At 39.4% G+C, this 523-nt stretch carries 1 protein-coding gene; it reads right to left on the reverse strand.

Going from position 1 to position 523, the window contains the following annotated elements; all coding sequences use genetic code 11:
• Positions 1 to 7: 7 nt before the first annotated feature.
• Positions 8 to 523: RNA polymerase sigma factor SigW (sigW, locus tag AC3G7N_RS22585; RefSeq protein ID WP_489424334.1), on the reverse strand; the 516-nt coding region annotated here is incomplete at its 5' end.

Consider the following 523-nt stretch of genomic DNA (forward strand, 5'->3'; position numbering starts at 1 on the left):
CACTCCTTTACACGTGGCGAAGCTTTTTCCGTAAAGCTTCCCTTCCCCGGTGAATCCTTGTTTTTACGGTTCCAAGGGGAATATCTAAGATGTCACTAATCTCTTGTAAGGAAAACTCTTCTAAATATCTCAGTATGATTATCGATCGATATTTTGGTGGGAGTTCAGAAATTTCGTGATGAATATAGCTCTTAAGTTCAAGGTTCTCTACTTCCGCTTCTGGCAAAATAGTATCTGATTCAAGTTGCGAGTACATATTTAATCCATCCGTACCCTTGACCTCTGCATCAAGATAGTAATCCGGTTTTCGTTTTCGTATCCGGTCAATCGTTAGGTTCGTTGCAATACGATACAACCAGGTTGAAAATTTTCGATTTATATCATACGAATCAATATTTGTATATGCCCGAATAAAAGCTTCCTGCGCTATATCCTCCGCCTCGTGCGCATTACCAAGCATTCGGTAACAATGCTGGTAAATTTTATGCTGATAAAAGGTAACCACATCTTCAAATGCAGATTG

The sequence above is a fragment of the Virgibacillus carmonensis genome (assembly GCF_057836705.1).